21 protein-coding genes and 2 pseudogenes are annotated in these 24,199 nt (G+C 66.4%); 11 read left to right on the forward strand and 12 right to left on the reverse strand.

Features of this window, described 5'->3' with window-relative positions:
• Positions 1-18 precede the first annotated feature (18 nt).
• Positions 19-1,776, reverse strand: coding sequence for an FAD-dependent oxidoreductase (locus tag ACSQ9A_RS34935; RefSeq protein WP_436307336.1), 1,758 nt, complete (start codon positions 1,774-1,776; stop codon positions 19-21).
• A 134-nt stretch (positions 1,777-1,910) separates the two neighbouring features.
• Here ACSQ9A_RS34935 and ACSQ9A_RS34940 point away from each other — a divergent pair, with 134 nt between their 5' ends.
• The gene (locus ACSQ9A_RS34940; RefSeq protein ID WP_436307337.1) at positions 1,911-2,732 is read left to right on the forward strand and encodes an IclR family transcriptional regulator; all 822 of its coding nucleotides are present in this window, start codon (positions 1,911-1,913) and stop codon (positions 2,730-2,732) included.
• 520 nt (positions 2,733-3,252) lie between these two features.
• Here the strand turns inward: ACSQ9A_RS34940 and ACSQ9A_RS34945 are convergent.
• Positions 3,253-4,830 carry an adenylate/guanylate cyclase domain-containing protein gene (locus ACSQ9A_RS34945; protein ID WP_436307338.1) on the reverse strand — a complete coding sequence of 526 codons (1,578 nt, stop codon included), beginning with the start codon at positions 4,828-4,830 and terminating at the stop codon, positions 3,253-3,255.
• Here ACSQ9A_RS34945 and ACSQ9A_RS34950 point away from each other — a divergent pair.
• A complete protein-coding gene (locus ACSQ9A_RS34950) occupies positions 4,756-6,129 on the forward strand; it encodes a phospholipase D family protein (RefSeq protein WP_436307339.1) in 1,374 nt (457 codons plus the stop codon). The two genes, ACSQ9A_RS34945 and ACSQ9A_RS34950, sit on opposite strands and share 75 nt — an antisense overlap.
• A 36-nt stretch (positions 6,130-6,165) precedes the next feature.
• On the opposite strand, the gene ACSQ9A_RS34955 is transcribed toward ACSQ9A_RS34950, so the two are convergent.
• Positions 6,166-7,650 carry a cyclic nucleotide-binding domain-containing protein gene (locus tag ACSQ9A_RS34955; protein ID WP_436307340.1) on the reverse strand — a complete coding sequence of 495 codons (1,485 nt, stop codon included), beginning with the start codon at positions 7,648-7,650 and terminating at the stop codon, positions 6,166-6,168.
• A gap of 74 nt (positions 7,651-7,724) precedes the next feature.
• Here ACSQ9A_RS34955 and ACSQ9A_RS34960 point away from each other — a divergent pair, with 74 nt between their 5' ends.
• The 4 genes and pseudogenes from ACSQ9A_RS34960 to ACSQ9A_RS34975 form a co-directional block, all read left to right on the forward strand.
• Positions 7,725-7,976: a hypothetical protein gene (locus tag ACSQ9A_RS34960; RefSeq protein ID WP_436307341.1), complete on the forward strand. Its 252-nt coding sequence runs from the start codon at positions 7,725-7,727 to the stop codon at positions 7,974-7,976.
• On the forward strand, positions 7,973-9,679 hold the full coding sequence (locus tag ACSQ9A_RS34965; protein WP_436307342.1) for a patatin-like phospholipase family protein: 1,707 nt from the start codon (positions 7,973-7,975) through the stop codon (positions 9,677-9,679). The genes ACSQ9A_RS34960 and ACSQ9A_RS34965 overlap by 4 nt, the downstream gene beginning before the upstream one ends.
• Before the next feature lie 355 nt (positions 9,680-10,034).
• Complete coding sequence (locus tag ACSQ9A_RS34970; protein ID WP_436307343.1) at positions 10,035-10,703, forward strand: DMT family transporter; 669 nt, start codon at positions 10,035-10,037, stop codon at positions 10,701-10,703.
• A pseudogene (locus ACSQ9A_RS34975) lies at positions 10,691-10,948 on the forward strand (cupin domain-containing protein); the annotation flags it as partial. The gene ACSQ9A_RS34970 and the pseudogene ACSQ9A_RS34975, both read left to right, overlap by 13 nt.
• Here ACSQ9A_RS34975 and ACSQ9A_RS34980 read toward each other — a convergent pair.
• The 3 genes and pseudogenes from ACSQ9A_RS34980 to ACSQ9A_RS34990 form a co-directional block, all read right to left on the reverse strand.
• Positions 10,940-11,222 (reverse strand): annotated as a pseudogene (locus tag ACSQ9A_RS34980) (transposase); the annotation flags it as partial. The pseudogenes ACSQ9A_RS34975 and ACSQ9A_RS34980 sit on opposite strands and share 9 nt — an antisense overlap.
• Positions 11,223-11,225: 3 nt before the next feature.
• The gene (locus ACSQ9A_RS34985; RefSeq protein ID WP_436307344.1) at positions 11,226-12,035 is read right to left on the reverse strand and encodes an FRG domain-containing protein; all 810 of its coding nucleotides are present in this window, start codon (positions 12,033-12,035) and stop codon (positions 11,226-11,228) included.
• A gap of 55 nt (positions 12,036-12,090) precedes the next feature.
• Entirely contained in the window at positions 12,091-12,642 is a 552-nt protein-coding gene (locus ACSQ9A_RS34990; RefSeq protein ID WP_436291972.1) for a MarR family winged helix-turn-helix transcriptional regulator, read from the reverse strand.
• 336 nt (positions 12,643-12,978) lie between these two features.
• Here ACSQ9A_RS34990 and nadC point away from each other — a divergent pair, with 336 nt between their 5' ends.
• The 4 genes from nadC to ACSQ9A_RS35010 are packed head-to-tail and all read left to right on the forward strand — an operon-like array spanning position 12,979 to position 18,086.
• Positions 12,979-13,746 carry a carboxylating nicotinate-nucleotide diphosphorylase gene (gene nadC / locus ACSQ9A_RS34995; protein ID WP_436291954.1) on the forward strand — a complete coding sequence of 256 codons (768 nt, stop codon included), beginning with the start codon at positions 12,979-12,981 and terminating at the stop codon, positions 13,744-13,746.
• A 5-nt stretch (positions 13,747-13,751) separates the two neighbouring features.
• On the forward strand, positions 13,752-15,890 hold the full coding sequence (gene phnN / locus ACSQ9A_RS35000; RefSeq protein WP_436307345.1) for a phosphonate metabolism protein/1,5-bisphosphokinase (PRPP-forming) PhnN: 2,139 nt from the start codon (positions 13,752-13,754) through the stop codon (positions 15,888-15,890).
• Positions 15,887-16,870 carry a Bug family tripartite tricarboxylate transporter substrate binding protein gene (locus ACSQ9A_RS35005; RefSeq protein WP_436307346.1) on the forward strand — a complete coding sequence of 328 codons (984 nt, stop codon included), beginning with the start codon at positions 15,887-15,889 and terminating at the stop codon, positions 16,868-16,870. The genes phnN and ACSQ9A_RS35005 overlap by 4 nt, the downstream gene beginning before the upstream one ends.
• 28 nt (positions 16,871-16,898) lie before the next feature.
• The gene (locus ACSQ9A_RS35010) at positions 16,899-18,086 is read left to right on the forward strand and encodes a porin (RefSeq protein WP_436307347.1); all 1,188 of its coding nucleotides are present in this window, start codon (positions 16,899-16,901) and stop codon (positions 18,084-18,086) included.
• Positions 18,087-18,173: 87 nt separating this feature from the next.
• Here the strand turns inward: ACSQ9A_RS35010 and ACSQ9A_RS35015 are convergent, their stop codons facing one another.
• The 6 genes from ACSQ9A_RS35015 to ACSQ9A_RS35040 form a co-directional block, all read right to left on the reverse strand.
• The gene (locus ACSQ9A_RS35015) at positions 18,174-18,518 is read right to left on the reverse strand and encodes a DUF2917 domain-containing protein (RefSeq protein WP_436307348.1); all 345 of its coding nucleotides are present in this window, start codon (positions 18,516-18,518) and stop codon (positions 18,174-18,176) included.
• A gap of 121 nt (positions 18,519-18,639) precedes the next feature.
• Positions 18,640-19,275 carry a LuxR C-terminal-related transcriptional regulator gene (locus tag ACSQ9A_RS35020; protein WP_436307349.1) on the reverse strand — a complete coding sequence of 212 codons (636 nt, stop codon included), beginning with the start codon at positions 19,273-19,275 and terminating at the stop codon, positions 18,640-18,642.
• Positions 19,276-19,336: 61 nt separating this feature from the next.
• Positions 19,337-20,614 (reverse strand): NAD(P)/FAD-dependent oxidoreductase, encoded by a 1,278-nt coding sequence (locus tag ACSQ9A_RS35025; RefSeq protein WP_436307350.1) that lies wholly within the window; start codon positions 20,612-20,614, stop codon positions 19,337-19,339.
• Between the two features lie 43 nt (positions 20,615-20,657).
• Complete coding sequence (locus ACSQ9A_RS35030) at positions 20,658-21,533, reverse strand: GNAT family N-acetyltransferase (RefSeq protein WP_436307351.1); 876 nt, start codon at positions 21,531-21,533, stop codon at positions 20,658-20,660.
• Complete coding sequence (locus ACSQ9A_RS35035; RefSeq protein ID WP_436307352.1) at positions 21,530-21,928, reverse strand: RidA family protein; 399 nt, start codon at positions 21,926-21,928, stop codon at positions 21,530-21,532. The genes ACSQ9A_RS35030 and ACSQ9A_RS35035 overlap by 4 nt, the downstream gene beginning before the upstream one ends.
• The gene (locus tag ACSQ9A_RS35040) at positions 21,925-23,091 is read right to left on the reverse strand and encodes a DSD1 family PLP-dependent enzyme (protein ID WP_436307353.1); all 1,167 of its coding nucleotides are present in this window, start codon (positions 23,089-23,091) and stop codon (positions 21,925-21,927) included. Before ACSQ9A_RS35040 ends, ACSQ9A_RS35035 begins: the two co-directional genes overlap by 4 nt.
• 159 nt (positions 23,092-23,250) lie before the next feature.
• On the opposite strand from ACSQ9A_RS35040, the gene ACSQ9A_RS35045 reads away from it, so the two are divergent.
• Positions 23,251-24,168, forward strand: a complete 918-nt coding sequence (locus ACSQ9A_RS35045; RefSeq protein ID WP_436307354.1) for a LysR family transcriptional regulator — start codon at positions 23,251-23,253, stop codon at positions 24,166-24,168.
• Positions 24,169-24,199 lie beyond the last annotated feature (31 nt).

The following is a 24,199-nucleotide window of genomic DNA, read 5'->3' on the forward strand; positions in this document are numbered from 1 at the left end:
CGGATAGGTGTCTTGAGATCAGGCGGCGTGGACACGTTGGCGCGGAGCGGCCAGCTGGACAACTTCGGCCGCAGGTCGCGTTGTTTGATTCGCGAGCGTCTGACCCACGACGTAGCCGAAGGTCAGCGCCGGGCCGAGGGTGATGCCCGCTCCGGGGTAATTGCCACCCATGATGCTGGCCGCGTCGTTGCCGACGGCATAGAGGCCCTTGATCGGTTGCCGGTCCTGCGTGAGGACCTGGCATGAGTCATCTGTCAGCAGTCCGGCGAATGTGCCGATCTCGCCGACAACGATCTTGATCGCGTAGTAAGGGCCCTGGCGGATGGGCGCCATGCACGGGTTCGGAGTCACCAAAGAGTCGCCCTGGAAACGGTTGTAGGCCGTGCTGCCCTTGGCGAATTTCGTGTCGATGCCCTTGGCGGCATCGCGGTTGAAGGATTCGACCTCCTCCTGCAGTACGCCGGCAGGCACGCCGATCACCTTGGCCAGTTCTTGCAGGCTGTTGCCGCGCTTGAGGTAACCAGTTTGCAGGTGCCTGCCGATCGGCAGGGGGAACGGTGCAACGCAGCCCATCCCGTATTCGCGCAGGTGCTTGTGGTCGCAGATCAGCCAGCAGGTCACTTCGGAGTTGCCCGCGCACGCCTTCACGAGGTCCTGAACGAAGTCGTGGTACGAGAGCGCTTCGTTGGTGAAGCGGCGCCCCCCCGGCGTGACGGCGATCACACCCGGCTTCGCCCGATCGATGAAGTGAGGCATGACGCCCTCGGAGCCATCTTTGCGCTTCGTCACCGAGGTCGGGCACCAGGCGGCGGCGTTCGGAATGGTGGGGTCGACCCAGCCACCGACGGATTCGCCGAGCCGCAGACCATCGCCGGTGTTGAGTGCCGGAGAGGGAGTGAAGTGTTCGTTGCCAGTCGGGGCATGCGGGAACAACTGCTTGCGACGCTCCACGTCGTAGGGGAAGCCACCGCATGCGAGGACCACCCCACGGCGCACGCGGATCTCGAGCGGCTTGCCGTCCTGCAAGACGCTCGCGCCGACGACGGCATCGCCTTCCACGATGAGCGACTTGACCGGCGAGTTCAGCCACACCGGGACGTTGAGGTCCATCGCGGCCTTGGCGAGTCGGCCAGCCAAGGCGTTGCCGTTAGTCAGCGTCATCCCGCGGCCATACCTCACGACATCGAGCAGGTGGCCGCCGAAGCGCTTGGCGACGTACCAGAAGGACTCGAGCGATTTGAAGGCACGCAGGAAGTGCCACAGCTCCTTGCCGGAGCCGAGCATCATGCCGAACACGGTCAGCTCGGGCACGGGCGGCGCCAGCTGGGCGATGCGGCCGCCGAGCTCTCGCCCGTCGAACGGACGGGTCACCATGGACCGGCCGCCCGCTTGGCCGCCAGGCGCCTCGGCGTGATAGTCGGGAAACACCGGCGGCATGTCGAACTGCACGCAGGTGTTCTCAGTGAAGAAGTCGAAGGCTTTCGGTCCGTTCTCGATGAAGGCGTCGACGCGCGCGGCATCGAAATGCGTGGTCGCCTCGTGCTGCAGATAGGCGCGGGCCGCTCCCGGCGGTTCGTTGATGCCCTGCTCTTTCGCGAGCTTGGTGCCAGGGATCCAGAGCCATCCACCCGAGCGGGCTGTAGTGCCTCCATAGACCGGCGCCTTGTCGACGACCAGCACCTTGAGGCCCTGATAAGCCGCGGTAACCGCCGCCGACATGCCAGACGCGCCAGTGCCGACCACCAGAACGTCGTACTCGGTTTCCTGCTTGCTCATTGACCATCACTCCTAGAGGTAGGGGCCGCATTGCTGACCCGATGGCGTTAGTATGCTGCTAACGCATCTTTCCTATACTAATGGTTTACCCTGAGCTAATGACGTTGTTAGAATCAAAACGTTAGGAGACACCCATGGGCGCACTTGAAGGCGACAGCAGCGAGTCGAATTCGGAAAAGGAACGCAGAGGCATCCAGTCCATCGAGGCAGGCGGCCAATTGCTTCTGGCGCTGGGCGCCCAGGGCCGACCTATGCCCTTGAGGGAACTCGCCAAGGCCGCTGACATGGCGCCCGGGAAGGCCCACCCGTACCTGGTGAGCTTCTCCAAACTGGGGTTGGTCACCCAGGAGGCTTCGACGGGCTACTACTGGCTCGGACCGACCGCAATGCAGCTTGGCCTCGTGACTCTCCGGATGCTCAATCCGGTTCGCGAGGCCACGCCCTTCGCGGAGCAGTTGGCCAGGGAAACCGGACACAGCGTTGCCCTTTCCGTGTGGGGCAACCAAGGGCCGACGATCGTGTATCTCTTTGATGCGATCTATCCGCTACACACCAATATCCGAACGGGGACAGTCATGTCGTTGGCGGGCACAGCGACGGGCCGCTTGTTCGCCGCCTACCTGCCCGCGAAGCTGATCGAGGAATCTCTGCTTGAGGACGAGCGGCGGCTCGGACCGGACATCGCCAAACCTACCGAGCGCGTCGATTTCCAAGGCATGTTGAACGAGGTACGAAAACACGGCGTGTCTCGCTCGGTCAACAACCCCACTCCAGGGGTCTGCTCGTTCGCGGCGCCAGTTTTCGACTATTCCGGGAACATCGTGCTCGGGGTCACGCTCATGGGGCGTTCACGATCATTCGACACCGACTGGGCTGGCAGTCAGGCGATCGCAGCAAAAGCATGTGGCGTCGAGGTTTCCAAGCGCCTGGGTCATCAAACGCTGCGCGCCGGTTGAACTTTCCGTCAGCGTTGCGCCACGCCACGCCGCTCTATAACGTCAAGTCAAAGGGCGTCGCTGCGATCCGCCTCTGAGCCGAATTCGGCCTTCCGTATGGCAGCTGTGCAGCGTGTGCTGTCTGTCGCATCTGGGACTTGAACTCACGGTCTCGGGCGCATAGCTGTCATCCAGGCTCCCGCGACCTATCGGGCCCAATGGCTGTTTTCAAGGTACTGCTGCCGTAGCTAGACGCCGGCAGCGCGCAATCGGCGAGACGGCTGATCGAACGTCTGCTGCTCACGGCGACGAAATCACGGAGCCGACCCGTAGCAGAAGTACGCACCGCGAAGACCCGCGTCGCAACGCTGACCGTCGACGCCGGCCCGATGCCGATCGAGCTGACGCCGATGTGCGGTCCCGCCGCTGCCAGGGTGATGGTCGTGAAGACTTCATTCGCCGTGTCACCTCATCGCGAACACCGCCACCTCCGCGCTGCGCCCCTTGACGCGCACCGCTGGAAGCGCTTCGAGTCCGACAGTCACGATAGCCTGGCACGCGTCGCTCCACTGACCAGCATGTGAGTGCCGAAATCCTTGTTCAGCGCCTGGATGCGCGACGCGAGGTTCACCGCGTCACCGACCAGTGCGTAGGACATGCGTTCAGTGCTGCCGATGTTGCCGGCGATCACGGTGCCGGTGTGGATGCCTATGCCGTGGCGCAACTCGGTCTTGCATGCCGAGCGCCGCACGCTGTTCCAGGCGTCGAGGCGCTGTCCCATCTCGCGTGCCGCGGCCACGGCGGCATCGGCATGGCGTACGTCTTCGATGGGCGCTCCGAACACGGCCTCGATCTCATCGCCAATGAACTGCAGCACCAAGCCGCCGTGCGCGCGAATCGCGGCGTCCATCTCACTGAAATAAGCGTTCAGATCGGCCACCACCTCGGCCGGCGGGCTGGCCTCGACCCAGGGCGTGAAGTCGCGCAGGTCGGCGAAGAGGATCGTCACGTCGCGCTGCACGCCGGCTCCGCTCACCCGGCCGGCGAGGATCTCGTCGCGCACTTCGGGGCTGACGTACCTGCCAAATGTCTCGCGGATCGCCTCGCGTTCGCGCAGGCCCCGGACCATGGCGTTGAAACCTTCGGCAACGGCGCCGATCTCGTCGTTTGAGACCACCTCGCAGCGCGCGTCCAGCCCACCGCGCTGCACTTGCGCCATGGCTGCCTGCACCTCGCTCAGCGGTCGTGCCACGCTTGCCGCGACCAGCAGGGCCAAGGCGACCGAAACCACGACCCCGCCAAGTGCGAGCACGATGATCACAAGATTGAGGTTGTGAATGATCGCCGCCGCTGTCGCCGCGTCGGCGGTCCGTAGCGCGTCGGCGCGCGTCAGCGCTGCCATCGACAGCACCGCCAGCGGCAGCAACCCGAGCAGCAGGAATGCCACGAGCATGCGCGTGCGCACACGCATCCGCGGCGCGCGCACAGCGCTCAGTTCGCCTCCTGGAATCAGGCGCGGCAGTTCGTCGCGCATCAGGCGTTCGCTGCCAAAGAAGACGATCGCGGCAACGAACGTGCCGAGCACGGCGAAGCTCCGAATGCGGGCACCGCGGGTCAAGGTTGAGGAGAACATGGTTTGGCGGATCCGGCACCGGTTTGGCGCCGCGGCAATTCTGCGGCCGCTGCCAGGCGCAGGATAGGTGCGGCAATCGACGCGCGCGGGTTCGAGATCGCCGGCGGCATGGGGTGCGTGCCGGCTGCTTGGACAAGCAGGACCTTCCGCTGCCCTGTGGATGGCGTCAGAATTGCGGCGAACGCTCGCTTCCAGGCGATGCGGTTCGGAACCGAAGCCATGAGACGCTGGTTGACCGCCCTCTTCGTACTGCTGCTCGCCGGCTGCACCACGCTGCCGCCGCGCATCGCGCCGCCTGCCAGCAGCGCCATCGCCGATACCGGCGACACGCCTCTCGGGCGCATTGCTGCGGCGAGTCTGGCTGAGGCACCCGGTGGCAATTCGGGCTTCATGCTGTTGCCGAGCGGCGAAATGGCCTTCGATGCGCGCCTCGCGCTGGCCGAGGCCGCCACACGCTCGATCGACGCGCAGTACTACCACATCCATGACGATACCGCCGGCGCAGCCTTCCTGGGGGCGCTGCGCGATGCCGCGGTGCGCGGCGTGCGTGTGCGGCTGCTGGTGGACGACTACCACGCCGGCGATCTGTACCCCATGCTGCGGGGCCTGGCCGCGTTTCCGAACGCCGAAGTGCGCCTGTTCAACCCGCTGCCCGAGCGCTACGGCACGCCGATCCGTCGCTTGCTGCTGTCGCTGCACGAATTCACGCGCGTCAACCGTCGCATGCACAACAAGCTCTTCGTCGCCGACAACCAGTTCGCCGTTTACGGCGGGCGCAATATCGCCGACGAATATTTCACGCGCCACGGCGAGGCCAACTTCATCGACCTCGACGTCCTCTCCGCCGGCACCGTCGTGCGCGAGCTGTCGGCAAGCTTCGACCGCTACTGGAACAGCGAACAGGTGTGGGCGCTGGAGCAGAGGCTGCACGCTTTGGAACGCGCCTCCAAACCCGCCGAGCGGCGCGCCGACTTCGACGTGCAGCTGAAAAGAATCGCCGGCCCACCGCCGGACGTGCCACCGCTGGACTACCTGGGCCAGAGCACGGTTCGCGTGCAGATCGCGCAGGGCCGGGTGCGACTGCTGGCCGGCAGTGCCCGCGTACACGACGACCCGCCCGACAAGGTGCTCCAACCCGTGGACCCGAACAAGGCCAGCCCGGCGATGCGCGCCAAGCTCGACGTGATCGCCGCCGCGCGCGAGGAAGTGGTCATCGTCAATCCTTACTTCCTGCCTGGCCCGGTGGGCCTGCGCATGATGGGCGAGGCCCAGAAGCGCGGCACGCGTGTGTTGATCGTCACCAACTCGCTCGGCTCCACCGACGAACCTCTGGTGTACCGCGCCTACTCACGCTACCGCGCCGACATGCTGCGGCTGGGCGTGCAGGTGTACGAGTTCGGTCCCGACCTAGTGCGGCGGTCGAACACCTTCGGGGTCTTCGGCAAATCCACGCCGCGCCTGCACGCCAAGGTGGTGGGCGTGGACCGGCGCTGGATGGTGGTGGGCTCGGTCAACCTCGATCTTCGCTCGGCGGTGCTGAACACCGAGTTGGGCGTCACCATCGACTGCGCGGCGCTCACGCGTCAGGCGCTCGGCCTGCTGCGCGCCGATGCCTTCGCCAGCATGTACCGGCTCCAGCTTGGTGAAGACGGCCAGACGGTCGAATGGCATCTGCGCGACGACAGCGGCAAGACGCAGGTGCGGCACGACGAGCCGCACGCGAGCCTATGGCAAGGCATTTCGCTGTGGCTGCAATCGTTGTTCGTGTCCGAGAACGACTTGTAGCCGGCCCCGGCCAGGGTCCCTTGAATCCGAGGTTCATCAACGCGCGATGCGCACGATGCGCGCCGCGCCAATGGCCGTCACTGCCATCGCCTGCTTCGTATCGAAGAAGGCGGGCGCGCGCACGACGGTCGATGTGCCAACCTGCTCGACCTGCACGGTGCCCAGCAGCACGAGCAAGAGCTCGCCGGCGCTCACCTCGGCGCGCTCGCCGGCGGCCAGCGGCCGGTGCTGCCCCGCGTCGACGACCGCCAGCCGCGCCGCGCGCTCCATCGTCTTCCACGTCGGCAGGCCACGCACGCAGTCGTCGAAGCGCCGCGCCGCGAAGTTCTTCCAGAGGATCTCGCTCAGTTTCGGGTGCGCTTCGAGGATGGAGAACAACGCCGCGCGCGAAATCTGGATGAGCAGCGTGGCGGTGGCGGTGCGCAGCGAGGCACTGCGCCGTTCGCCGCTGAGCATGGCGATCTCGCCGAACATGTCGCCGCTGGCCAGCTCGTCGATGATGGCGTCTTCGCCTTCGCCTGCGCCCTCGCGATCGGCCAGCACATAGACGGCGCCGCGCGCAATCACGTAGAGCTCGTCGCCGGGGTCGCCGGCACGAAAGACGGTCCTTCCCGCGGGAAGCGCAACGATTTGCGCGCTGCGTGCCAGCGTGGCCAGGCTGGGTGCGTCGAATGAGCCGAACAGTGCGGTCGCCTCGAGGCGCCGGACGACCTCGGCCGGGCGCAGCAACTGGCCGCCGATGGGCAGGCGGTACAGCATCGCCGTCAATCCCTCCCTGCGCCGCGCGTAGCGCTCGGCGAAGAAGGTCGAGATCATGTGCCAGAGGTTGTGCGGGTCGATCCTGACGAGGGTGACGAGTCCGTCGCCTTTGCCGTAGCCGGGGTTGGCCTCGATGAAGAAGCGCGCCGCGGGCTTGTCGCATTGGCGCCAGTAGTAGCGCTCGACCTCGGAGTCGCGCGTGATCCAGTGCACCTGGCGAGTAAGCGGGTTGTCGGAGGTCACGCGCTCGAGGCCGAACGAGTTCGCCAACTCGTCCATGACGTCGACCACGGCCGGCGGCGGCGGATGCCGGGTGCTCGGCCAGATCACGTCGAAGTGCTTGGCAAACAGGCAATAGCTCGAAGGGTGCACCAGCGAGCCGAGGTAGTAGACGCGCCGCCCGGGGTAGCGCAGCAGGTAAGGCACGCCGAGCTTGAGGCCGAAGCGTGTGTTGGTATTGCCACCCCGGTAAGCGCGCAGCATACCGGCCTCGGCACGAAAGATGGCGCTCGCCTTGCCGGCCAGTTCACGCTCGAAGATGTGCAGCGCGAAGTAGCCGACGATCTCGCCTGCGTGGTCGCGGTGCACGTTGATCCAGGTGTGCTCGGCCGGGGACTCGACCACGTACTTCGCGAACGAGTCGCGGCTGACGCCGTCAAACACCTCGCAATGGACCTTGTAGAGCGCATCGATGAACTCTTGCCGCGCGGCGAGGTCGAGCTTGCTCGGGACGACGATGGCGGATTTGGCGATCTTCGGCATGGGTGTCGGGTGCGCTGCGGACCACCCGTCGAACCGCCGGAAATCCGAAGGCCGGCGGGTTGCACGCGTGGCGGATGGGACGAACGATTTTGCCCCACGGCACGCCCGACCCGATCACCGAGGCGCCCTCGCGCCGCGGCATACTGGCGGCCATGCTCGCCGAACCGCCGCCCCTTTGCAGCCGCCGGACGCTTCCGGCCGAGGCGCTCGCAGTCCTCGCCGAAGGTTGCGGGTTCCTGCTGCTCGGCGTGCTCGCCGCGCCGATTGCCCTGCCGATCGAGAACGTCGCGCGCCGGGACGCCCTGGTGCCCGGCCCGGCGCGATGACGCCTGCGCTCGCCCTGCACCCGCTGTTCGCCGGCATTTCGTCCGAGGCGCTCGCCTCCCTTGAACGATACCTGCAAACGCGTCGCTTCGAAGCGGGCGACATCATCCTGCGCGCCGGCGTGCCGTCGGCCGAGCTGTTCGGGCTGATCGACGGCGCTGTGCGCGTCGAGCTGGCCGGGGGTGGCCGGCGGCTGCTGCTGTTGCCGCCCCAGTGCTTCGGCGAGCTGTCGGCGCTGACCGGCGATCCGGTCTCGGCCAACGTCGTCGCCCAGCGCGATGTGCGAACCTGGGTCCTCTCGGCCCCCGTTCTCTTAGAGGCGATGGCGCAGGAGGTCGCGTTCTTCCGCAACGTCGCGACCTTGCTGGGGCTGCGCCTTCGCGAGCGGACGCGCCGTGCGCCGGCGGCGCGGCCGCGCGTCGTGCTGGTGCCGACGGGGGAGGAAGGCGACCCGATCCTGCTGGCGGCGCTTGCCCGCGGTTTGCAGCACTACGCGCCCGGCTCCGAGCACGACGAGTCGCGCGACGACGCGGCAAGCGGCGCGCAGCGCATTCGCCGCTGGCGGGACGTTGGGCCGAGCGACGCAGTGCTGCTGCTCGGTACCGGCCAGGCCGGCAGCGCGGCGTTGCTGGCGGAGCTCGACGCCGATGACGCGTTGCTGGTCACCGCAGACGATCTGCGCCGCCTCCCGGATACGCACGCCGCCCCCGTCGTCTGGCGCCCGGGTGCGCTCTCCGGGGCGGCGGCACTGCAGCGCTGGTGCCACGCGGTGCCGCGCGACGAGATCGACGCTGCGGCATCGGGCGGCGACTGGTCGCGGGCGCGCCAGCCGGCGCTCGATCACCTCGTGCGGCGGCTTTGCGGCCGGGAGGTGGGCGTGGCCATGAGCGTGGGCGCGGCTGCCGGGCTGGCGCACCTGGGGGTGCTCGAGGTCCTGGAAAGCGACGGGCTGCCGATCGACTTCCTTTGCGGCTCGAGCATGGGGGGTGCCGTGGCACTGGCCTTTGCCCGATTCGGCAGCGCGCGCGCGGCGACCGAGAACGTCCTGCGCGTGGTCGCGGACTTCGCGCGCGCCAGGGGCATGCAATGGCTGCCACGCGCCTCGCTCATCTCCGCATCGCGCATGACGACGCTCACCCGCGAGCTGTATGGCGATGCCACGTTTGCGCAGTTGCGGTTGCCGGTCGCGGTCGTCGCGGCCGACCTGACGATGGGCAAGCGTGCCGTGCTCGACAGCGGCGCCGTGGCGCCGGCGGCACGGGCCACGGCGGCGATCCCGGGGGTGTTCGCCGCGGTCCGGCTCGGCGACTCGGTACTCGTCGACGGTGCGGTCGTGTCGCGCCTGCCGGTCGACCTGCTCGCCGCGCGCGGCTGCGGCTTCAGGCTCGCCGCGCTGGTCCGACCCACCTATCCCGAGGCGCCCCCCGATGCTGCGCGCGCCGCCGATCGCTTCGAACAGCGACTGCGTCGCCCGTTCGGCCTGCGCGCCGCGATGGGCGGTGCCTGGCGCTTGCAGGGCTGGTGGGACGCCGCCGCCCAGGCCGATCGCGCCGACCTGTCGCTGACCGTTCCGATCCCGGTCGGCGAAGGCTTCAACTTTGCGGCGGCCGAGGCCATGGTCGACTGTGGCCGGCGCACGGCGCTGGAGCGTCTGCCGCAGATCCGCCTGGCGATGCAGCAGGTGCTGGCGCCAGGGGTGCCTTGACAATACGCAGCCGGGCGTGGGTCACCGGCACCCAGTAGTTGACCTGCGCCATAGACCGGTCAACCTCAACAAAGCTTCCGGGCAAAGTTGCCTTGATCGCCGGCAGGCGCCTTTTCTCGTGCAGCGTCCCTCGCGCCAATTGGCTACTTGCCCATCCCTTGCCGATATGGTGCAACGTTGGTAAGCGAAACACCAACGGCCGTTTAGTTTGCATCAATAGTCCGTTACGGAATTGCTCCGTCACTGGATTCAGGAGTTCGCCATAGCCTGGCGGAAAGTGGACAGCAGGTCGTGGCTGGCGCTGGGCTATGACCTATACAACCAAGGCGTCAGCAAACGGGTCAACCGAGGCAGGATGACCCATGCCATCAACGAGACCGACAATAAGCGCGGGGCAAACAAGGAGAGCGCCATGACTCTGCACAATCCGGCTTTGCCCCTCGTGGTCAAGGAAGATTTCAAACGGCTTGCCCACGGCGCGGCGGTCGGATTGCTGGCGGCGGGTATCGGCGCCCTCTACACTGTCTATGCTCGCTGGGGCATCGCCCGAGGCCTGGAGTCGCCCGATCTGACCGCACTGCGCTTCGGCGTGGCGGGCTTGGTGACCCTGCCGATTCTGGTAATGGCCTGGCGCAAGGATCGGCAGGTGCTGATCCTCCGCTGGAAGCTGTGGCTGCTCATTTCCTTGCTCGCTGGCACGCCCTTCGGCCTTCTGACCTTTGGCGCGCTGCAATTGGCGCCTGCGAGCCACTCGGCCGTGTTTCCGTTCGCGGCAATGAGCATCATAGGGATGTTACTGGGCGCCATCGGCCTGGCCCCTGCTCGGCCACAGCCCCACCGTCGCGGAAACCGCAGGCCTCGTCGTCGTCATGACCGGCCTGATTTGGGCTGTGACCGGAGCCGCTCGCCGCTGACGTTGCGAAGAACCCGTCTCGACCAACAACTCGGCCATCCAGCACCTTGGAATCAGCCGCAACGCGCGCCCACTTGCCGGACCACCCTCTCACTGCCATGGACTGGCTAAGCCATCTTCTCGACATGATCCCAGTAACCGGGCAGCTGGAAGTTCGCTGCCTCTACGGCATCCCTTGGCGCGTAGCGTACGAGCCCTCGAAAACGGGGGAGATCCCATTCCACGTGGTGCTCGGCGGCACGGCGATTCTTGAAGACCCGGCCGGGGGCGACCCACTGCAGCTCGGTGCCGGTGACATCGTGCTGTTGCCTCACGGCTCGGCACACGTCCTGCATGATGGCAGTGGCCTTGGCCCGCACGCTCGCCTTCAGCTGCTCGGCCTTCTCCAGCAGGCGCGCCCACTTGCGCGTCGGGTCCAATTGCCGACGCTTGCCCGGCTGCATCGCCACGTTCCACTTCGGGCCCCCGCGCTTCTTCGCGTTTGTCGACACCCCGATAGCCAGCATCGCCGAAGGCCACCGTCTCCTCGCCGTGAAGCAGCGCGCCGGCTTGCGTCACGTCGTTGACGTTGGCTGCCGTGGCGACCACCTTGTGCACAAGGCCCGATTGGGCATCAACACCAACATGGGCCAGCTACGGCTTCTGAACGTTAGCGCGCTCGTGGTATTCCGCGATCAGCCGTTCCCAGACGACTTCCAATTCGTAGGCCATGGAACGGGCCAAACCATCGAGATCCGGAAAGAGCGTCGAGTTCGTGACGTTCATGCGATAGAGGGACTGCATCGCCTGTGCGCGCATCTCAAGGGGCAGCACGTATTTGACGATGACCGGCTCGTCTGCCACATAACCGTCGAGAATGCGGTGAAGTGGCTGATCCAATATGCCTGGCAAGACGAACAATCCCGACTGCGCGACCAGTCTCTGATCCATCTCCAGCGGTTCCCCGAACCAGACGATGGGCAACTGGTTCACCATGAAATACTTCTCGAAGTTGCCCGCGACGCGCGGATCGATCACTTCACGCGTCAGCTCTGGATCGAATGTCGGCGATGCCGACCACAGAGCGGGCGTGTTGAGGGCATAGACCGCCGCGTCGGTGACCGCATCTTCGAGCGCGAAGAATGCTGCGACGTAAGGCGACTTGGTGAAATCGAGCAATCGCGTGGGCGCACCATGGTGCTGCATGAGCGCCAGGCAGCGAAGGTCGTCTTGCAACGCGGCGGGAGAGGTGCGATAGATGTGCGCCTTGCGGCGGAACACGCGCAACGAACGCTCCTCGCGCAGCGGCCAAAGCGAAGAATCAGGTGCGTAGACCTGCAGTCGCCGAGTGAGCGAACTCACCAGAGGCCACTGCGCCGAAACTTCCCCGCGAAATGCCCAGCCCGTCTGAGCCTCCGTCAGTTCGACGAACTCGTTCCACTTCGACAACTTTCTGACTTCCATCGTTTGTCCATTCCGTTGTTGCCGCACACGCCCCGCGAACGGCGCATTGGCGTGGCTAAGTGGCCGTGGGCTCGATGCGCGTGAGCCGGTTGCCCAGCTCGCGCGTCGAAGGCACGCGCCGCTTCGTGCCTTCGGCGGCAGCTTCGTCCTCCGCCAACGCGGCGGTGATGGCCAGCAAGACCCGCCGGGTGGTTTCCACATCCTCTGCCGGGATGCCACGCACGCTGATCTCGTTGACCTCCTCTGCCAGGGGGACGAGCTTGCGCTGCAACTGCTTCCCCAGTTTCGTCAGATAGACATGGACCTTGCGGTCGTTGCCCGGCAGGTGCATGCGCTCGACATAGCCGAGCGTTTCGAGCGCCTTGACGGCGGTGAAGGTGGTCGGTTCGGTGATGCCGGCGCGAACGCTGAGTTCTCGCTGCGACAGGCCGTCGCGCAGCCAGAGCACGCGGAGAACAGACCAGTGGCCGTAAGAAACCGCGTGCGACACCAGTCGCATCTGCAATGCGCGCACGTAAGCCCGCGCCGCATCCTTGACCACATGCGCCAGCCGCTCTTGAGTGTCCTCGGGTGAATCGGCAAGCGGTGGGGGCTGTCTGTCTCTCATGGCATGCAGGACGAGGGTTCTGGAAGGCAGTGGGATGGCGGCGGCGCACGTCCCCGGGGGAACGCTGCGCACATGATAGATGCTGCTCCCCATCGCTTCGTTGCTGCACCCGAACTGTCTCCCGCCACGGCAGCATAATAATATTAGAGCTCAAATATTATGTTGACAACCTCGGCGTCTGATCTAGACTAATTAACTTCGATAGCTAAGTTTATTGAAGTTGATTCCAACCCGAAAGGCCGCCGAGGCCGCATCCAGGAGCGCGATATGTACGACCCGTTCTTGACCGATCGCCTGATCGATCAATGGCTAGCAGAGGACGTCGGAGGCTGTGACTTGACGGTTCAGACCATGATCGACAAGGACGAGCGCGGTGCGTTCTGCATGAATGCGCGGGAAGCCGCGATCGTGGCGGGCGTCGACGTAGCGGCGCACGTGTTCAAGCGCTACGACCCTTCGCTGGAGGTGGACGTCCTCGTGTCCGATGGAGAACGCGTAGAACGCGGCGCGATACTGATTGCGGTGAAAGGCTCGGCGCGCAGCGTACTGACGGCCGAGCGCACCGCGCTGAACATCATGCAGCGGCTGTGCGGCATCGCCAACGAGACGGCGAAATACGTGGACGCCATCGCGGGCACCCAGGCCAGGCTGATCGACAGCCGCAAGACCACGCCGGGCCTGCGCATGCTGGAGAAGCACGCCGTGCTCTGCGGCGGCGGCCTGAATCACCGCCTGGGCCTGGACGGCGGCGTGATGATCAAGGACAACCACATCGCGGTCTGCGGCAGCATCGAGGCGGCAGTCGCCCGCGCGCGCCGCTCGCTGCCGGTGCTGACCAAACTGGAAGTCGAATGCGACCGCTTGGACCAGGTCGCGCAGGCGCTGAAGGCGGGCGTGGACGTGATCATGCTGGACAACATGTCGGTGGGCGACATGCGACAGGCCGTGCGCATGGTGGAGGGCCGCACCAAGGTCGAGGCCTCGGGCGGAATTCGCCTGGAGACGATTCGCCCGATCGCAGAAACCGGCGTCGACTACATCTCGACGAGCCGCATCACGCAGGCTGCGATTGCCGTCGACATCGGCCTCGACGAAGCCCGGTAGCCGAAATGGAAAGCGGCACCTTCTTCCTCGTCGTCGGCCCGAGCGGCGCGGGGAAGGACTCGCTGATCGACGGCGCGCGACAGCGGCTGTCGGCACAGGCGCGCCATGTCTTCGCCAAGCGCACGATCACGCGTCCGGCGGCGGCGCCGGGCGAAGACCATGAAAGCGTCTCGGCTGCGGAATTCGATCGACGCGAAAGCGCCGGGGACTTTCTGGTGACGTGGCGCGCGCACGGTCTGTGTTACGGCTTACCCGCGTCGTTGCGGACTGCGTTGGAGGCTGGGCAGCACGTGATCGCCAACGGTTCGCGCAGCGTCATCGCGCAGCTGTCGCAGTGCCTGGCACGCTTGGTCGTGATCGACGTAACGGCCGCGCCGGAAGTGCTGGCGAGGCGCATTGCCGCCCGGGGGCGCGAGCGTGAGGAAGAAACGCACCTGCGGCTGGCCCGGCGCGGCGAGCCGATTCCGGCATCGGTGCGCTCGCTCGGGGTGGACAACGACGCAAGCCTGGCCGAAGGCATCGACCGCTTCGTTGAAGCGCTCGAATCGTTTTGCGGCTGGGCGACGATCCGGTGCCTGGAGATGCGCAGCGGCGCGGATCGGGTGGTTCATTTTTCATCCGTCCTGCCCGCATGGCACGGCGGCGAGCAGGTGGAACTGTCGGCCGTTGGCGGTCGCGGCATCTCGCGCGTGTGGGCCCGTGTCCATGTCGGCGGCGCCGGCACGGCGCTGGCGGCAGGCGAAGCCGGCTTGTCGCGCGAGACCTTCGAAGCGCTCGGTGCACCACAAGGCAGCCAAATCGCAGTGCGCGTGATTCCTGCAGCTCGAAGCCACGACCTGCTGGTGCGCAAGATACGCGGCGAAGCGCTGGGCGAAACGCAATACCGGAGGCTTCTGCGCGACATCGTGGAGGGACGGTACGCCGATCGCGAGCTGACGGCGTTCCTCGTCGCCGCGACGCAGCACCTGTCGGACGCGGAGGTCCTGAGCCTGGCCCGCGTGAGGACAAGCCTGGCGCATCGCTTGACGTGGAACGAGCGCATCGTCGTCGACAAGCATTCGATGGGTGGCGTGCCCGGCAGCCGCATCACTCCGATCGTGGTCTCGTTGGTGGCGGCGCACGGCCTCACAATGCCGAAGACCTCGTCGCGCGCCATCACATCCGCTGCCGGAACGGCCGACGTCATGGAAGCCGTGGCGCGGGTCGATCTCACGGTCGAGGAGGTGCGGCGCTGCGTCGCAGAGGCACGCGCCTGCATCGCCTGGAATGGCCGCCTCAATCATTCAGTGCTGGACGAAGTGATGAACGCCGTGACCCGGCCGCTGGGCCTCGATTCGACCCGCTGGTCGGTGGCGTCGATCCTGTCGAAGAAGAAGGCGGCGGGCGCGACCCACGTCATAGTCGACCTGCCCTACGGTCCGTACGCGAAGCTGCGCACCGAGCACGCAGCGCTCGAGCTGGCGGCATTGTTCGAAGCCACGGGCGCTGGAATCGGCCTGCACGTGCGCGCGCTGGCAACCGACGGCAGCCGGCCCATCGGCCGGGGCATCGGTCCGGCGCTGGAGTTGCGCGACGTGCTGCTCGTGCTCGACAACCACGCGGACGCGCCCAACGACCTGCGCGAAAAGGCCTTGCGCTTTGCCGGCCAGATCCTGGCCTGGGATCCGTCGGTGGGCTCGGCCGAGAAGGGACGCGCGGCGGCGCAGGCGCTGCTGCAATCGGGCGCGGCGCGGCGCGCCTTTGCCCGGATCGTCGAGGTGCAGGGAGCGCATGACGAGCCGGCGCGCCCGAGCGCGCTGACCCATGTCGTGCGAGCGGAGTATGACGGCGTGGTGAGCGGGCTCGACGGGTGGACCATTGCCGGCATCGCGAGGCTGGCCGGCGCGCCGGTCGACAAGGGCAGCGGCATCGACCTGCTGTGCCAGGTTGGCGATGCCGTCCGGGCCGGCGATCCGCTGTATCGCATCCATGCTGCGACCTCCGACAGCCTGGCTGCCTGCGTAGCGCTGGTGCAGGGTGCGCACCCGGACGGTGAGTCCGCGAGGGCCATCGAAAATACCGCCCAGCGGCCGCAGGCTCAGGCCTTGCATGGCGTCCGGTCGGCAGCGGCGTCCATGTGGATCAACGAAGGGAATCGAGCATGAAGCAATGCAATCGGCTGGTCGGGCTGGCCGCGTTCGTCGTGGTCTGCCTTCAGGTGCCTTTCGCGATGGCTGGCGAGAGCGGCGACGCTGCGGGGAAACCGATCGAAGTCACCGTGACCTTTCCGCCGGGCGGCGGCACGGACGTGCTCGCACGGCTGATCGGCAACCACACAGCCGACAGCCTGGGCCGGGCCTCGGTCGTCGAGAACCGTCCCGGTGCGAGCGGCAACCTGGGTGCTCGCTATGTCGCCGGGCGGCCGGCGGACGGGGGTTCCCTGCTGATGGTGAACAGTTCGTTTGCGATCAATCCCGGCGTGTTCAGGACGCTGCCCTTCAATCCGAAGACCGACTTCGTCGCCATCATCAACGTGGCCTACGTCGCCACCGTGATGGTCGTGCCGGCGGATTCGCCCTACAAGACCTTCGCCGACGTCATGGCGGCGGCCAGGCCGAAAGAAAACACGGTGTCCTTCGGCTCGTGCGGGAGCGGCACGCCGCAGCATCTCGCAGGCGAACTCATCAACCTGCGAGCCGGCGTCCACATGCTGCACGTCCCTTACAAGGGCTGCGGACCGGCGCTGAACGACATCGTCGGCGGCCAGATTCCCATCGCTCTCGTCACCGCATCCAGCGCCATGCCGTTGGTCAAGGGCGGCAAGCTGAGAGCACTCGCCATTTCGTCGAAGGAACGATTCAGCCAACTGCCCGATGTTCCGACGGTCGCCGAACAAGGCCTGCCGGGCTACGAACTCAGCCAATGGCACGGCCTGCTCGCGCCCAAGGGCACGCCGGTCGACGTTCAGAAACGTCTCTACGAGGGATTCGCAAAGATCCTGATGCGCAACGACGTACAAAAGGTTCTGCGCGACCTGGGCTACACGCCGGCAAGCGATGGGCCCGAGGCATTCCAGAAGATCGTGAACAGCGACATCGATCGATTCGCCGAGATCTCCAAGCGCATCGGCCTGACCGCCGACTAGCCGGCTCTGCAACTCCGGAGCTACCTGAATGAGAAAAGAATTCGTCTCGCTCGCTGCCATGGCCGTCGCCGGCGCCGCATCGGCGCAATCCTCGGTCACCGTGTTCGGGCTCGTCGATGCGGCGGTCAGCGGTTTCTCGAACCGCTCCGAAGACGCGCGTGGCGCCAGAGGCAGCGTCAAGGTCAGCCGAACCGCCCTCACGAACGGCGCCTACAACAGCAGCCGGCTCGGTTTCCGGGGAACCGAAGATCTTGGCGGTGGATTGGCGGCCGGATTCTGGCTCGAGGCTCCCATCACCAACGACGACGGGCAGACCGGCGTTGCATTGTTCTCGCGGCGTTCGACCCTGAGCTTGTCGGGCGGCTTCGGCGAAATCAGGCTGGGTCGCGACTACACGCCCATCTTCTTCAACGACGCAGCGTTCGACCCGTTCGGCGCGGTGGGTACAGGAACCAACCTCCTCTTCACGGCGAACACCACGAACCCAACGGGCGGTGCAGGCGGATTCGGGAACAGCACGAGCTACAACCGCGCCAGCAACAGCATCGGTTACTTTCTTCCGCCGAAGCTGGGCGGGTTCTACGGGCAGGCCATCTACGCCTTTCACGAGCAGACGAAATACGCGCCGAGCACCCTGACGCCGGCCGCCGCGAACAATTCGCGCACGGGCCGCTATGTCGGCGCGCGATTCGGCTACGCGTCGGGACCCGTCGATGTCGCATTGGCCTACGGCAACGCCAACACAGGCGACCAGTTCTTCGCCGGCACCACCGATTCGGTCAAGACGCTCAGCCTTGGCGCCTCGTACGACTTCGGACCCGCGAAGCTGTTTGGCGAAGTTTCGCGTTCCAGTTTCCAGCGCGATGTCGAAGTGCCTCCACTGGTGCCGTTCAATGACACGAAGCTGCGCGGCTATCTGCTGGGCATCACCGTTCCGATTGGCGTGGGTCTGATCCGGGCCTCCTATGCCAGGGTCAGGTACGACCAGGCCTTCGGCGCGACGCACACATCTCCCGGTGACCCACGCGCCAGCAAGGTCGCGCTGGGCTACGTCCACAACCTGTCCAAGCGAACCGCCCTCTACGCGACGCTGGCCAGAGTAAGCAACAAGAATGGCTCAGCGCTGACGACCGGAGGGCCCGCATTCATCAGCACTTCGCCCTTCACCCCCAGGGCCTCGACGGGCTACGACCTGGGAATTCGCCACGCGTTCTAGGCTTGGGAAACGTACGGTTGGGGCCCCTTCGCGCCCTTCGACTTCCAGACCTGAACTTCGCTTCGCAGCGTGAGCTGACGTTCGAGGTCAGCGAGCCCTGACGCGAACCTTGGCGTCATCGAGTGCGTGGATCAGCAGCCTCGAATCCCGGTCGGCCAAGTACGTCGCCGGCGCTTGCAGCACGATGTCCCTCGGATCACTGTCATGCGTCAGCCACACGCACCCGGCCAGACACTCGATGCGCATGCCCCTGGGATGAAGGATCGATTGGGTCGCGGCCTTGTGAAGAGTCCACGTGAGGCGGGTAGGACTGATCGGCCTTGTAGCGGCGCGGCCGGACACATGGCTGCGTGCAATCCAGGCGATTGCGCGGCCGAACAGCTCCCGCGGAGAACTCCAGTGTCCGAAGACGGCAGGCAGTGTGAGGTTCATGATGGACTCCGCAATCGTTCTTGACGACTAGAGTCTGGTCGCCAGTGAGCCTCGCCACCAGTGTGCCGAGCACGGTACGGGGAAGGTGCGCACTCCCGTAGATCTACCGTACTCGATGCACCTATCGCAGAAGCCCAAGGTGCGCGGCGAGGTGAACGCCCTCGGCGCGGGTGCGGCACTTCAGCGCCCGGAGGGCGTCGCCCGCGTGCATCTCCACCGTTCTCGGGCTCAACCCCAAGGCGCGGGCGATCTCCTTATCGGTGTTGCCTTGGCTGATCAGGAGCAGCACCTCGATCTGTCTCGACGTCAGGCTGGGCGTGGATGGTGCCGCGATGACATCGGCCGGCGTTGCCTTCGGCATTGGGTCCTCCATGCCGAGAAATCCGCGCAACTCGGTCGCCACGCGGGGCCAGTGCGGATTGCCCGCAAGTGGAATGTTGCTGTCGTCGTCGAGCGGAACGAACCGTGCCTGCGGGATCAGCGAGGCGAGGTGGCAGCCCTCCTCGAACGGAACCGCCAAGTCTGCACGCGCGTGAAACTGCAGCGTGGGACAGGTCACGCGTCGGGCATGCTCACTGACATCGCACTCCAAAGACAGGGTGGTGTATGCGGCGGCCACGCTTGCAGACATCCGTCCGGCAATGGCTGCTTCCACCTCATCCAGTTGCTGCGGGCTGGCGCTGGGGAACAGGCGCGAGTTCACGGTGTGGAGGAATGCACCCCTGTACGGCACATCCTCGCCGAACGCCACCTGCATGGCTTCCAGGATTGTGCTCGTTCATGGTTGTCTCCTCGATCGATGAGTGGCGAGATCGGCTTCAGGCGAGCTTGTCCTTGAGCCGGTAATAGGCCCCTACCAGCGGCAGGAACCACAGTGGTCCGACATGCCCCGGGATCGCGGGCCAGTCGAAGTCTTTCCAGGGATTGAGTTCGGCACGCCCGTCCATGACTTCCGCCATGATCGTCCCCATCAGGGTCGACATCTGGGTGCCATGGCCGCTGTAGCCCATCGAGTAGTAGATGCCATTGCGCTCGCCGGCGCGTGGCAGGCGGTCACGCGTCATGTCGACCATGCCGCCCCAGCAATAGTCGATGCGCGCTTGGCGAAGGTCGGGAAAGACCTCGTGCAATGCCGCCTGCAGGATCGCGCCACTCTTCTCGTCGGAGGTCGGGTTGGAGACGGCGAAGCGGGCGCGTCCACCGAAGAGCAGCCGGTTGTCGGGCGTCGTTCGGAAGTAGTTGACGAGATTCTTGGTATCGACCGCCATCCGGCGCCGCGGCAATAGCCGGTCGAGCGTCTCTGTCGGCAGGGGCTCGGTGACGATCAAGAACGCGCCGACCGGCACGATGCGGCGTCGAATCCAACCCAGCGGCCCCGTCTGCGAGGTCCCGCTCGCCAGCAGAACCTGCTTGGCGTAGAGCCGGCCCTTCGGCGTTTCGATCTGGTGCCCTCCGCCGGGCGCGGGTCGCAGGCCCGTCATCGGCGCATGCTCGTGGATCTCCACGCCACGCCGCGCCACCGCTACGCCCAAGCCGCGAACGAAGCGCCCGACATGCATGCCGGCGCTCTTGCGGTAGATCAGCCCGCCGTGATAGCGCTCCGACCCCACCTCGCCGGCCAGGTCGGCGCGACTGACCATCTCCGTGTCGGGGTCGACGTTGGCCGCCAGCAGTTCCTGACTGCGCGCCAGCTTGTCGTAGTGCTCGGGCTTGGCCGCTAGCTTGATCTTGCCAACGCGCGCGAAGCTGCAGTCGATATTCTCTTCCGCCACCAGGCGCTCGACCGTATCGACTCCGGCGTCGAAGGCCCGATAGAGCCGGTCGGCGACTTCCTTGCCGAGTTTGGCCGACATCGTGCCGTAGTCCTGGGCAAAGCCGTTGTTGCACATGCCGCCGTTGCGACCGGAGGCGGCGTGCCCGATGGTCTCAGCTTCAAGGAGCACCACGCGTGCACCCTTCTTGGCAAGCGCCAGCGCAGCCGAACAGCCGGTCAGGCCGCCGCCGATCACCGCCACGTCGCAGCTGCCCTGCACGGGTCCTGCGGTGGCACTACGGAAGGGCTCCGAGGTGTCCAGCCAATACGAGGTCAGCTTCATAGCGGCCTTTCCGGGGTCTTCGAGCGCGGCATCGTGATGTCTCCTAATTGAACGACTGGTTGGCCAGCGCGAACATGCGTGCTGGCCCCGCCGGCGGGATGTGCGGCCCCTTGACCATGGTGGTGGCGTCACCGACCTGGCGCAGGCCGATGCTTTCGAGCCAGTCCCCGAGCTGCGAGGTGGCATCGGTGTCGACGCGGACGAAAACCTGGCCAAGTCGTGCGAGCGCGGCTTCGATCAAGGCGCGCGCATCGGCCGCACTTTCGGCAACCACGGGACCGATGACGTGCCCGCGGCCGAACAGGCGTGAAATGGCAAAGCCGCGCGGCTCGCCGTCACGCACCAGCACGTGGCCGTCACCGGCCCGGATGAGCCGATCCAGCATCTGCCGCCTGGCCCAGCCCGTGGCCTGACGGTCCAGATGCGCGACCGCCTCGACATCCAAGGGAGTAATCGCCCTGACCAGGCTGGCCGGTGGCGCCTGGTGGCGCTCGTCGGGAACGCCTTGATGCTGTTGGATGACGCCGATGCGGACAAAGCCGCGCCTTTCATAAAGCGCCAGACCTTCGGCCGTCGAGTTCAGCGTGATGGTCCGCGGGTGCGCCGCTGCCAGCAGCGCATCCATCAGCCGGGCACCGTGGCCACGGCCTTGGGCCGCGTTGGCGACGATGATCATCCCGGCTGAAGCATGGTCCTCGCCGTAGGCCCACCAGGCTGCAGTCGCGATCACCGTACCGGCGCCGTTGCGGAGCACGAAGCCCTGGCCGAGCTCGAGCGCGAAGGCCCAGTCCTCGAGCCGATAGGGCCAGGACATCTCCTGCGAAAGCCGGAGGGCGCTTTCCAGGTGTTCCGTGGCAAACGGGACCAGCACCACGTCTTCGTGGTCGTGGTGGCCGGGCCGGGTCGCCATGGCGGTCATGGTTCGCGCACCGCGATGGCGTCGATCTCGACCAGGTACCCGTAGTGCAATTCCGATACCGGAACCACGCTGCGCGCGGGGCGCGCATCCGGCAGCATGGACGCATAGACCGCGTTGAAGCGGGCCCAGTTGGCGATGCCGACGATGTAGGCCGTCACCTTGACGATCTGTTGCGGCGAGCTGCCCGCGGCGTGCACGATCTCCAGCATGTTCTGGATCGCCTGCCTGGCCTGCGCCTCGAATCCGTCGTCGTCCAGCGCACGTCCATCCGGGCGGATCGGCAACTGGCCGGAGACGAAGACGTGGGCGCCCGAGACAATGGCCTGCGTGTAGTGACCTGCCGGCTTCGGCGCCCGGTCCGTCAGGATGCCGGTCACGAACTGTTCGCCGCTCATCGCCAGCCCCCGAAACGCGACCACTCGGCTTCGACCCGGTCGGAAGCGCCGCGAACGACGTGATAAGCCCGGTGCTGGGCGCCTGTGGCGCAGGCGTGGTTCGGCAGGATCCGCACACGATCACCGATCGCGAGATCGGGCAGCTTGCCCCCCGAGCCGGGACGCACCGTGATGATCCCGTGCTCCTGGTTGGCGTCGGCAACGAGCAGGTCCGGATAGGGCACGCCGGCGGTGTCGCACACCTGCCCATAACCTTGGTCGATCGCCTGCCTGCGGGTGCCGCGGTCCTGCGATAGTGCCATCCAGCCGGCGTCGATCACGATCCATCCCTTGTCGCGCTGGTGGCCGATCACCGTCGCGAGTACCGACAGCGCGATGTCGTCGACCTGGCAGACACCGATACCGGCCATCACGAGATCGAAGAACACGAACACGCCGGCCCGGACTTCGGTGACGCCGGTGAGGTCGGCCGCGTTGTGCGCGGTCGGTGTGGAGCCGACGCTGACCACCGGACAGGGCAAGCCCGCCTCGCGCAGGACGGTGGCGGCATCGACCACGCTGCGGCGCTCGACCTCGGCACATTGACGCAAGGCCTCGGCCCCACGGGCCGAATAACTTGCGCCGGCGTGCGTGATCACGCCCCGCAGTTCCGCGCCGTCTTCGAGGGCGTGGCCGATGTCCAGCAGCAGCTGCCGGTCGGTCGGCAGCACGCCGGAGCGGTGGCCGTCGCAGTCGATCTCGATCAGCGCCGGAATGCGCGTGCCGGCCTGGCGCGAGGCCCGGGCAACCGCTTGCGCCTGCTCCACGGTGTCCAGCACCACGGTCACGTCGGCGCCCCCGGCGCGCAGCGCCAGCACCTGTGGCAGTTTCGATGGCGCGATGCCGACGGCGTAGACGATGTCCCGCACGCCGGCCGCCGCGAACTGCTCGGCTTCAAGAAGCGTCGAAACGGTTGCCGGACCCGACGGCGACGTCATGACGCGGCGCGCGACGTCCACCGACTTGGACGTCTTGAGGTGGGGACGCAGCGTGACGCCCAGGCCGTCCAGCCTGGCTTTCAGGCGTGCGATGTTCCGCTCCATCCGCTCAGCGTCGAGGACGAGGCAAGGCGTCGCCAGTTCCCCCAGCGTCGTTGCGGTCTGTTCGGCTTGCGCCTGCTTCATGGCTATGGGCTGGCCCAATGTCGTGCTCCGAGTTGTGCTTGTCCGATGCGGCCTGCTGGATGCGGGCCGGCACCGACCAAGTGAGATGACCGGATGTTGCGCCTGATCGATTCAACCTACAATTTATCGAACCTGCATAGCGAGTTAAGGTCCCACTAAATGATCAGCTCTGAGGATCTGCGCTTCTTCAACATGCTGGCCCAGTCCGCGTCGCTCGCTGAAGCTGCCCGGAAGATGGATGTCACGCCGCCGGCCGTCACCCAGCGCCTGCAAGCGCTGGAAGCACGGATTGGCATCCGGCTGATCGACCGTTCCGGCCGCAGGATGGTCCTCACCGATGAAGGCGATCTGGTCGCATCGCACGGGACGATCGTGGCCGATGCGATGGAGGCGCTGTCCGAGGCATTGGCCAATCGCAAGAAGGCCGTCAGCGGGCATCTACGCATAGCCGCCCCGCATGGCTTCGGCCGGCTGCATGTCGCACCCGTGGTCGATGCGTTTGCAAAAGCGCACCCTGGCGTGACGGTCACCCTGGACCTTGCCGACCATCCCGGCGCGCACCTGGTCGAGAGCAGCGACGTCATCGTCCACATCGGACCGCCTGGCGCCCAAAACCAGATCGTCACGACGCTGGCACCGAACCGACGCATCCTCTGCGCCAGCCCGGACTATCTCGCCAGTGCTTCGCCGATTCAGTCGCCTTCAGACTTGCTGCGGCATCGATGCCTGGTGGTGAGAGAGAACGACGAGGACGTCACACTGTGGCGCTTCGTGCACGCTTCCCGCGAGCCGGAGACGGTCCGGATCCGTCCCACCATGTGCAGCAATGACGGCGCGGTGGTGCGCGACTGGGCGGTCACAGGGCAGGGTGTCGCGATGCGGTCGGAGTGGAACGTCGCTGCCGATCTGGCAGCCGGTCGGCTCAAGCGGGTGCTTGCGAGCTGGGATGTTCCTGCCGCCGACGTCGTCGCCATGCTGGGCACCCGCTTCGGGCGAAGTGCGCGGGCAACGGCCTTTCTGGCGATGCTGCGCCAATCTCTTGCGCCGCCACCTTGGAGGCGAAGGACTGTGCGATGACGCCGGGACTAAATGCTGCTGGTCGCTGTTC

This window comes from Variovorax sp. LjRoot290 (assembly GCF_964253985.1).
Classification (GTDB): domain Bacteria; phylum Pseudomonadota; class Gammaproteobacteria; order Burkholderiales; family Burkholderiaceae_C; genus Variovorax.